The organism is Streptomyces turgidiscabies Car8, from assembly GCF_000331005.1.
GTDB classification, from domain to species: domain Bacteria; phylum Actinomycetota; class Actinomycetes; order Streptomycetales; family Streptomycetaceae; genus Streptomyces; species Streptomyces turgidiscabies.
The window spans coordinates 1-9,067 of sequence record NZ_AEJB01000245.1 but is presented as its reverse complement, the minus strand read 5'-3'; the positions used below and the strand labels follow the sequence as shown (position 1 = coordinate 9,067).

The 9,067-nt window shown below is 72.4% G+C and carries 10 protein-coding genes and 1 pseudogene; 6 read left to right on the top strand and 5 right to left on the bottom strand.

All coding sequences use genetic code 11. From position 1 onward, the window contains the following. Positions 1 to 342: pseudogene (locus STRTUCAR8_RS55365) on the top strand (adenosine deaminase); the annotation flags it as partial. A gap of 35 nt (positions 343 to 377) precedes the next feature. Here STRTUCAR8_RS55365 and STRTUCAR8_RS16180 read toward each other — a convergent pair. Beyond that, complete coding sequence (locus tag STRTUCAR8_RS16180; RefSeq protein WP_006376858.1) at positions 378 to 806, bottom strand: type II toxin-antitoxin system Rv0910 family toxin; 429 nt, start codon at positions 804 to 806, stop codon at positions 378 to 380. A gap of 116 nt (positions 807 to 922) precedes the next feature. Further along, positions 923 to 1,090: a hypothetical protein gene (locus tag STRTUCAR8_RS53375; protein ID WP_006376855.1), complete on the bottom strand. Its 168-nt coding sequence runs from the start codon at positions 1,088 to 1,090 to the stop codon at positions 923 to 925. 225 nt (positions 1,091 to 1,315) lie between these two features. Between STRTUCAR8_RS53375 and STRTUCAR8_RS16175 the strand changes: the two genes are divergently transcribed. From STRTUCAR8_RS16175 to STRTUCAR8_RS16165, 3 genes are all read left to right on the top strand, one after another. Further along, complete coding sequence (locus tag STRTUCAR8_RS16175) at positions 1,316 to 1,897, top strand: Clp protease N-terminal domain-containing protein (RefSeq protein ID WP_006376854.1); 582 nt, start codon at positions 1,316 to 1,318, stop codon at positions 1,895 to 1,897. 116 nt (positions 1,898 to 2,013) lie between these two features. Next, positions 2,014 to 3,015 carry an EamA family transporter gene (locus tag STRTUCAR8_RS16170; protein ID WP_044472301.1) on the top strand — a complete coding sequence of 334 codons (1,002 nt, stop codon included), beginning with the start codon at positions 2,014 to 2,016 and terminating at the stop codon, positions 3,013 to 3,015. Positions 3,016 to 3,233: 218 nt separating this feature from the next. Continuing rightward, positions 3,234 to 4,199 (top strand): DMT family transporter, encoded by a 966-nt coding sequence (locus STRTUCAR8_RS16165; protein WP_006376861.1) that lies wholly within the window; start codon positions 3,234 to 3,236, stop codon positions 4,197 to 4,199. A gap of 19 nt (positions 4,200 to 4,218) precedes the next feature. Here STRTUCAR8_RS16165 and STRTUCAR8_RS16160 read toward each other — a convergent pair whose 3' ends face one another. Then, positions 4,219 to 4,851 carry an FMN-binding negative transcriptional regulator gene (locus tag STRTUCAR8_RS16160; RefSeq protein WP_006376852.1) on the bottom strand — a complete coding sequence of 211 codons (633 nt, stop codon included), beginning with the start codon at positions 4,849 to 4,851 and terminating at the stop codon, positions 4,219 to 4,221. A 5-nt stretch (positions 4,852 to 4,856) separates the two neighbouring features. Beyond that, positions 4,857 to 5,624: a pyridoxamine 5'-phosphate oxidase family protein gene (locus STRTUCAR8_RS16155; RefSeq protein ID WP_006376857.1), complete on the bottom strand. Its 768-nt coding sequence runs from the start codon at positions 5,622 to 5,624 to the stop codon at positions 4,857 to 4,859. A 47-nt stretch (positions 5,625 to 5,671) separates the two neighbouring features. Between STRTUCAR8_RS16155 and STRTUCAR8_RS16150 the strand changes: the two genes are divergently transcribed. Then, a complete protein-coding gene (locus STRTUCAR8_RS16150) occupies positions 5,672 to 7,003 on the top strand; it encodes an aminotransferase class I/II-fold pyridoxal phosphate-dependent enzyme (RefSeq protein ID WP_006376856.1) in 1,332 nt (443 codons plus the stop codon). A gap of 33 nt (positions 7,004 to 7,036) precedes the next feature. Here STRTUCAR8_RS16150 and STRTUCAR8_RS16145 read toward each other — a convergent pair whose 3' ends face one another. Then, positions 7,037 to 8,035 (bottom strand): DMT family transporter, encoded by a 999-nt coding sequence (locus STRTUCAR8_RS16145; RefSeq protein ID WP_044472299.1) that lies wholly within the window; start codon positions 8,033 to 8,035, stop codon positions 7,037 to 7,039. Positions 8,036 to 8,109: 74 nt separating this feature from the next. Here STRTUCAR8_RS16145 and STRTUCAR8_RS16140 point away from each other — a divergent pair, with 74 nt between their 5' ends. After that, positions 8,110 to 9,021, top strand: coding sequence for a LysR family transcriptional regulator (locus STRTUCAR8_RS16140; RefSeq protein ID WP_006376853.1), 912 nt, complete (start codon positions 8,110 to 8,112; stop codon positions 9,019 to 9,021). Positions 9,022 to 9,067 lie beyond the last annotated feature (46 nt).

Below are 9,067 nucleotides of genomic sequence, written 5' to 3'. Positions count from 1 at the left end.
GCCCGCGACATGGCACGGCAGCAGGTCAGGTATGCCGAGCTGACCATCACCCCGTTCTCCTCCGTCCGCCGCGGTATCGACGACCGCGCCTTCATGGACGCGATCGAGGACGCCCGCAAGTCGGCCGAGGCCGAGTTCGGGATCGTACTGCGCTGGTGCTTCGACATTCCGGGCGAGGCCGGGCTCGAATCCGCCGAGGAGACGGTGCGGCTCGCCACCGACGACCGGCTGCGCCCGGAGGGGCTGGTGTCGTTCGGGCTCGGCGGGCCCGAGATCGGCGTACCCAGGCCGCAGTTCAAGCCGTACTTCGACCGGGCGATCGCCGCCGGACTGCGGTCGGTTTCGCGCTGTGTGTCGTACGGTCGTGGCGGCCGGGCTCAGCTCACCAGACCGGCCAGCTTGCGCAGGGACTCGTTGAGGGCGGCCGTCCCCGAGTCCTTCAGCTTGCCGGCCATCAGGGAGACGGCCGCGCCGGTGAACTCGCCGTCGATGCGGACTGTCGTGGCGTCGCCGTCGGGTGTGAGGGTGTAGCGCGTGGCGACGGTCACGGCCATCGGTCCCTTGCCCCGGATGGCCAGCGTGCGGGCGGGCTCCAGCTCCGCGATGGTCCATTCGACCTCGGCCGGGAAGCCCATCAGCTTCATGTTCTCCTCGAAGGTGCCGCCGATCTCGAGGGTGGAGGGGCCGCCCTTCGGGAAGCTCGTGTGGGTCGCGTTCCACGCTCCGTACGCCGACCAGTCCGTCAGCTGCGCCCAGATCTTCTCCGGCGGTGCCTGGATCTGTGCCTCCGCGCTTATTTCGGCCATGCGACCACCTCTGTGTCTCGGGCTGCGGTGTCGCGGAACGTAGTCGCAAGGGCCGGAACATTCAATACTGACGAGCCGTCAGAAATAGACGCGGTGAGCCGGCGGGCGGGACCGGCTCAGCCGACCCGCCGTATGACAGCCGCGTCGAACAGGTCCCACGCGCGGGGGAAGGGGCCTTCGTCGTGACAGTGCCATGCCTCCCAGAACAGGTCGGCGAGCAGTGCGTCCTCCGGGGCGTACACCCGGTACACGTACTGCCTCCCGTCCGTGGCCGGCAGCGCCACCAGCCAGCACCTCTCCATGCTGGTGTGGGACGTGCGAGAGGGTGCTCCGGTTGCGCCCGGGGCGCGCGGAATGGGCGTGCGCGCCCCTTACGTCGACTTCCTGGCGGAGCGGCGTGATGTCCTCCGTAAGGAGGAGATTCCGCCGCCGGTGCACACCTTCCGTGGGACACGGAAATGGTGCGTCGCGGGGATGACCGAAAGTACGGGGACTGATGGGGTGGGGGTGTGCGATCCCGTATTCCCCGGCAGTCGACCACCGAGCACGGCGCGAACCGCTTGGACAACGATGCCAGGCTCACTTCCGAGCTGGCAGCGGTGGTCGCGGGCGCGCGCAGACGAGCGGTGCGGGACGGGGACCGGCAGATCGACACGGCCCATCTGCTGCACACGCTCCTGGAGTCCGACCCCGAGGTGCGCGCGGTGTTCGAGGGCGGCGACCCGCAGGTCGCACGGCTGCTCGGCTATCTCGTGCAGCGCAGCATCGGCTACGGGCTGCGCTGGCAGGGCTCGGTCGAGGACTCCGGCGCGCTGCCCGTGCTGCCGGGGGCGGCTGGGACGACGGGCTGGTCGCCGGTCGCGGCGAGCGCGTTGGAGGAGGCGTGCGAACGGGCCGCGCGACGCGGTGACGCACCGGCGCGCGGCGTCGATCTGCTCGCGGCGATCATCGGGGATCCCCAGTCCCGGGCCGTCGAAGTGCTGCGACGGGGCGGAGTCGACGCGCGGGAGCTGCCGGAACGGCTGAGGCAGGTCGAACTGAGGGCGGCCGGATGCGAGGAGTACGCCGAGGGACTCGACGGTCACCGCTGAGGCGCAGGCCTGTGTGAGCCCACCGCTCGACAGGTCCCTCGGTCCCCGGGGGGACGGTCCAGTCGGTGAGACAGGTGTCATCGGGGGTGACGCTCATGTCGTCGCCTGCCATCATGGTGCCGGTGCGTACGTCAGGGAGTGGTGAGGTCGTTCGAGGCAAGGGCGTGGGGCTCGGGCTCGCGCTGGTGTCGGCGGTCGCGTTCGGCGGGTCCGGGGTCGCGGCCAAGCCGTTGATCGAGGCGGGCCTCGATCCGCTGCACGTGGTGTGGCTGCGGGTGGCGGGCGCGGCCCTGGTGATGCTGCCCCTGGCCGTACGGCACCGGGCGCTGGTGCGCCGGCGGCCCGCGCTGCTCGCCGGGTTCGGACTGCTTGCCGTGGCCGGGGTCCAGGCCTGCTACTTCGCCGCGATCTCCCGGATCCCGGTCGGGGTCGCCCTGCTCGTCGAGTACCTCGCACCCGCCCTGGTGCTGGGCTGGGTGCGGTTCGTGCAGCGGCGGCCCGTGACCCGCGCCGCCGCGCTCGGTGTCGTCCTCGCGGTCGGCGGGCTCGCCTGTGTCGTCGAGATCTGGTCCGGGCTCGGCTTCGACGCCGTGGGGCTGCTGCTCGCGGTCGCCGCCGCCTGCTGCCAGGTCGGCTACTTCGTCCTGTCCGACCAGGGCAGTGACGCGGGTGACGAGGCGCCGGACCCGCTCGGTGTCATCGCGTACGGTCTGCTGGTCGGCGCCCTTGTGCTGACCGTCGTGGCGCGGCCGTGGCGCATGGACTGGTCGGTGCTGGCGGGCACCGCGGACATGAACGGCACACCTGTCGCGGCCGGGTTGTTGCTGGGCTGGATCGTACTGGTCGCCACGGTCGTCGCCTACGTCACCGGCATCCTCGCCGTGCGGCGGCTCTCGCCGCAGGTCGCCGGGGTCGTGGCGTGTCTGGAGGCGGTCATCGCGACCGTGCTGGCCTGGGTGCTGCTGGGCGAGCATCTTTCGGCTCCCCAGATCGCGGGGGGTGCGGTGGTGCTGGTGGGGGCGTTCATCGCACAGTCGTCTGCGCCCGCCAAGGGGTCGGCGGAGCCGGTCGCCCGCGGCTCCGAAAAGGATGTGGCGGCCCGCCGTACCGCCGCATAGGGTCGCGACCATGCACGCGCGCGCACTCGTCCTTCCGCCTCCGGCCGCCTGAGGCGGGCTCCCCGAGAACATGCCCGACGTATCGCCGTCGGGCCGAACGGTGCTGCCCGCAGACGAAGCCAGAGGACCCCGTGAAGCCCTGAGGGCTCGGGTCCTTTCGTCGACTTCCGCGCGGCGGGCGGCTTTCGGCCGGTCTTCGCGCGTCTGCGGAGACTCTCGTGTCGAATGCCGTTTCCGGTCTGCCCATCGGGCGAGGCCTGCTCTTCCTGACCGTCGCCGGTGCCGCCTGGGGTACCGCGGGCGCCGTCGCCTCCCTCGTCTACCGGGTGAGCGACCTGGGCCCTGTCGCCCTCTCCTTCTGGCGCTGCGCGGGCGGCTTCGTGCTGCTGCTCCTCGCCCGGTCGCTGCGCCGCCGTCCGGCCGGCAGGTCCGAACCGTGGCGCCGAAAGGCCTTGCGGGCCGGGGTGACCGGGTTCCTGCTGGCCGTGTTCCAGACGGCGTACTTCGCGTCCGTCCAGGCCACCGGCCTCGCGGTCGCCACCGTCGTTACTCTCGGCGCCGGGCCCGTTCTCATCGCGCTGGGCGCCCGGCTGACCCTGGGCGAACGGCTGGGGGCCGGCGGGACCATCGCCGTCGCCGGGGCGCTCACCGGGCTCGCGGTGCTGGTGCTGGGCAGCGACGGCGCTCAGGTGCGACCGTCGGGTGTCGCCTGGGCCCTGGTGTCGGCGGCCGGGTACGCGGCGATGACCCTCCTCACCCGGTGGTGGGGGCGGGACGGCGGAACGGACGCGTTCGCCACGTCCGTCAGGGTCTTCGGCGTCACGACGCTCTGCCTGCTGCCGCTCGGGCTCGCCGAGGGGCTCCTGCCGCACACCGGCGACGACCTGCGGCTCGCCGGGCTTCTGGTGTACGTCGCCGCCGTGCCGACCGCGCTGGCGTACGGGCTGTACTTCGCCGGAGCAGCCGTCGTGCGGTCGGCGACCGTCTCCGTGGTCATGCTTCTGGAGCCGGTGAGCGCGGCGGTTCTCGCCGTCACTCTGCTCGGTGAACGGCTGACGCCGGCGACGGTCGTGGGCACCCTGTTGATGCTGGGTGCGGTGGCCGGGCTCGCGGTGGCGGAGACGCGGGGCGCGAGTGCGTCGACATGCTCGTCAACGCGCTCGTCGACGTGTTCATCGACCTGACAGGGGGAGGCCCGCTTCCCTACAGCCCCCGCCTGCGCCGCTGAACCGTCAGTGCTTCCGCGTCCCCTGGGCCGCCCCGTGCCGCGAGTCCGGCCGCGATACGGTCCTGGACCTCCGTCGGCTTCTTCTCGGCGTACTTGAACTTCGCCCGTACGTCCGTCACTTCGAGCCTGATGCCACGGATACCGGCGAGCATCCGCCCGAACGGCTCCTCGCCCGGCGCCACCCGCGCCGAGCCGCCTTCCGGCTGGAAGTGGCCCACCTGGCGGTCGAGCAGGGCGGCCTTCTCCGCCGGGTCGTCCACGACGTGGGCGGTGCAGCGGAGTTGGACCGCAGAGTAGAAGCTCGTCGGCGTTCCGTGCTCGGACGGACCGTCCGGCGCGGCCTGCCACGGTCCGGGGATGAACGTGTAGTCGTCGACCACACTGAGCAGGACGACCGGGCTCCTCTCCAGCGCGGGCCAGAGGGGATTCGGGCGGGCCAGATGGGTGACGGCCTCCGCGCGCTCGGCGTCGTACGCGAAGTGCAGTGGCTGGACGTACGGCGCCTCGCCCGCCAGGCCGTTGACGGCGAGCTGGCCGAAGTCGTGCGTGGACAGCCACTGTTGCCATTCCGCGTCGTCGCGCGGCGCGTCCCAGGGGTGGATCAGCATCCGGATCAGCGTGCCGTGAGGTAGGCCGGGAGCTGGGTGCCGGGCGCCAACTCCGCGTCGTCGACCGGGGTTTCGTAGCCCTTGCGCAGGGGGACCACACCGGCCCAGTGAGGGAGGGCGAGGTCCTCCGGCTCGTCGTTCACCCCGCCCGTGCGCACCTTCGCGGAGACCTCGGCGAGGTCGACGCGGATCACGGCGGTGGCTGCCAGCTCCTTGGCGTTGGCGGGGCGCGAGTCCGCGGAGCGGCCGGCCACGACATGGTCGACCAGGGCATCAAGGGCCATGCGCTTCTCGTCGGGGTCCGTCACCTGGTGGGCGATGCCGTGGACCACCACCGAGCGGTAGTTGATCGAGTGGTGGAAGGCGGACCGGGCCAGGATCAGCGCGTCCACGTGCGTGACCGTCAGGCACACCGGGAGGCCAGGGTCGGCCTGGCCCGTCATCCGCAACGGGCGCGAGCCGGTGGAGCCGTGCACATAGAGGCGCTCACCCACCCGCCCGTACAGCGTCGGCAGGACGACCGGCACACCGTCCCGGACGAACCCGAGGTGGCAGACGTATCCCTCGTCGAGGATCGCGTGCACCGACTCCTTGTCGTACGAAGCCCGGCCGGGGGAGCGGGTGGGCACCGTGCGGTCGGTAGGGGCGTAGGTGTCGGCGGCGGGTGGTGGGGAGGACTGGGCGGCAACTCCCTGCGGTGCCGCTCCCTGTATGGCGTCCTGCGCGTCCTGCGTGCCCGCCGTATCCCGTGCGCCCTGTGTGGTCCCCGACATCGTTCGTCTCCTTGCGGGCTCGATTGCACTAGTGCATAATCTCTGTTGTGCTAGGAGAATATCGGATCAAAGGCCGAGGCGCAGCAGAGATTTCCGCGAGCGTCGAACGCGCGGTGGGTGCCGGCGAGCTGGAACCCGGGCAACTGCTGCCGCCCATGCGGGAGTTGGCGGAGCGGCTCGGGGTGAATCCGAACACCGTCGCCGCCGCCTACCGGACCCTGCGCGAACGCGGGGTCATCGAGACGCACGGGCGGCGCGGCAGCCGGGTGCGCTCCAAGCCGGCCACCACCGGGCGGGAGTACATCCGGGTGGAGGTGCCGGCCGGGGTGCGTGACATGGCGCACGGCAACCCCGATCCGGCGCTCCTGCCCTCACTCGCGGCGGCCTTCGCGGCGGCGGGCGAGCAGGGCGACCGGTCGCCGGTGCTCTACGGAGACGCCATCGTGGAGCCGGAGTTGGCCCGGATCGCCCGCGCCGACCTCGACACCGACGGTGTGCCGGACGGGCCCCTCGCCGTCACCTCCAGCGCGCTGGACGGCATCGAGCGCGTCCTCGCCGTACACCTCAAACCCGGTGACACCGTGGCCGTCGAGGATCCCGGGTGGGGCGGGCTGCTGGACCTCGTACCGGCACTCGGGCTGCGCATGGTTCCGGTGGGCGTCGACGACGAGGGCCCTGTCGCCGAGGACGTACGGCATGCGCTGGCGGCCGGGGCGCGGGCGCTGATCGTCACCGACCGGGCGCAGAACCCGACCGGGGCCGTACTGAGCGCCACGCGCGCGCGTTCCCTGCGTTCCGTGCTCCGGGAGTACCCGGACATCCTGCTCGTCGAGGACGACCACGGCTACCGGATCGTCGACCAGCCCCTCCACCCGCTGGCCGGAGTCACCCGGCACTGGGCGTTCGTCCGCTCGGTCGCCAAGGCCTACGGCCCTGATCTGCGCCTCGCCGTGCTCACCGGGGACACCGTCACCGTGGACCGGGTCCTCGGGCGGCAGCGACTCGGGCCGGGCTGGGTGAGCCGACTGCTGCAGCGGGCCGTCGTGCGGCTGTGGGCCGATGGCGTGCTGGACGCGCGCGGGGTCGCCTCGGCCTACGGGGGGCGCCGGGACGCGCTGATCGACGCGCTGGCGCGACGCGGGGTCGCGGCCCACGGGCGCAGTGGACTCAACGTGTGGATTCCCGTGCCGGACGAGACCGGCGCGGTCGCCCGGCTGCTGCACGCCGGCTGGGCCGTCGCCCCCGGCGCGCGCTTCCGGATGAACGCCCCTTCCGGTATCCGGGTGACCGTCGCGACACTGACCCCGCAGGAGACGGGTCCGCTGGCGGACGCCATCGCCGCCGCGGTGAGGCCGGCGCAGGCGCGGACCTCTGTCTGAGGGGGGGCGACCGCTGCTGTGCTCGGCGCGGACCTATGGCTGGGGCTCAGCTCGACGGCGACGGCGGCCGGGATCGGCCTGGGTGAGTGCCGCCCCGGCCAGGACCACCACCGCGCCCACCGGGGTCGACCAGGCCAGGGTCTCGCCGAGCAGGGTGACGCCCGCGACCGTGGCGATGACCGGGATGAAGTACGTGACCATCTGGGCGGTCGTCGGCCCCGTCTCGGCGACCAGGCCGTACTGGAGCAGCATCGCGAAGCCCGTGCCCAGTGCGCCGAGGGCGACGATCGCGAGCAGTGGCCCAGCCGGGAGGCGGTCGGGTATCTCGGTGAACAGCGGTGTCACCACGGCCAGTTGAAGGGTGGCCAGCAGCAGCTGGGCGCCGCTGAGCGACAGATGGGAGTGGCTCGACCCCGCCAGCGTGCGGCGGACGTAGATCCAGCCGATCGGATAGCTGAGCGACGCCAGGAGGGCCAGCGCCGTGCCTGTCGCGTCCAGGCCGTGGAAGCCCTGCCAGGCGCCCAGAACGGTCAGTACACCCAGGAAGCCCAGGCCGAGACCGGCCACCCGCACCCGAGTGGGTCTGTCCTCCGAGAGCGCGACCAGGGACAGGGCCATGCCCCACAGGGGCGAGGTCGCGTTGCAGATGCCGGCCAGGGTGGACGGGATCGTCAGCTCCGCGTACGCGAACAGCGAGAACGGCAGCGCGTTCAACAGGAGCGCGGCCACCGCGAGATGCCCCCAGGTGCGCGCGCCACGCGGCAGCCGCTCCCGCTTCACCGCCAGCGCCGCCGCCAGGACCGCCGTACCGAACAGCAGCCGGCCGAAGGTGACCTGGAACGGCGCGAACCCCTGCGTACCGACCTTGATCAGCAGGAAGCTGAAGCCCCAGATCAGGGACAGCACGCCGAAGCGGACCCGCCAGTCGAGGGCGGGGCGGGGGCGGGCCGGCGTGGAGGTGGACGCGCGGGCAGGCGTGGGGCCGGGCGGGGGTGCCGGTGTCGTGGGCTTCGGGGTGGTGAGGCGGCTCATGCGGACCACGATCCCGGAGTCGATCTCGTAGCACAAGCGAGTATGTGTTCGGCTTATCTCGTAGAATCTCTTACATGTTGAACCTGGAGCGCCTGCGCACCCTCGACGCCCTCGCCCGGCACGGCTCGGTCAGCGGCGCGGCCGAGGGGCTGCATGTGACGACGTCGGCCGTCTCGCAGCAGATGTCCAAGCTGGAGCGGGAGGTGGGGCAGCAGCTCCTCGCCAAGAACGGGCGGGGCGTGCGCCTCACCGACGCCGGGCGGCTGCTCGCGGACCACGCCGCGCGCATCCTGTCCCAGGTCGAGCTGGCCCAGTCCGACCTGGAGGCACAGCGCGGGCAGGTGGTGGGCGAGCTGCGGCTCTCGGCGTTCCCGACCGCCGCGCGCGGACTGTTCCCGGCCGCGCTCGCGGCCCTGCGCGCGGAACACCCCGGGTTGCGGCTGCGGTCGTGCGAGCTGGAACCGGAGGCCGGGGTCGCCGGGGTGGTGCGCGGGGACCTCGACCTGGCGGTGGTGCTCGACTGGTACAACAAGCCGATGCCGCTGCCCGACGGTCTGGTGAAGGCGGCGATCCTCGACGACCCGGCGGACGTGGCGATGCCGGTGGGCCATCCGCTCGCCGACCGGGCTGAGGTGGATCTGGAGGAGTTCGCCGAGGACGAGTGGATCACGTGGGGCGAGGGCGAGTTCTGTCACGAGTGGCTGATGTTCACGCTGCGGTCCAAGGGCGTCGAGCCGTGCATCGGGCACCGTGCGGCGGAGACGCATACGCAGCTGGCGCTGGTCGCGGCGGGGCTCGGGGTATGTATCGCGCCGCTGCTGGGCCGTCATCCCGTGCCGGCGGGAGTGGTCACCGTTCCGCTGCGGCAGCGGGTGCGGAGGCATGTGTACGTGGTCTGGCGGGCCGATGCGGATCGGCGGCCGTCGATCCGGGCGGCGGTGGGGGCGTTGCGGGGGGCGGGGCGAGCGGTGGGGGGTAGGTCGTGAAAGGGGTTCGCCCCCGCTGCCCCTACCCGTCCCATCCTGTACCTGG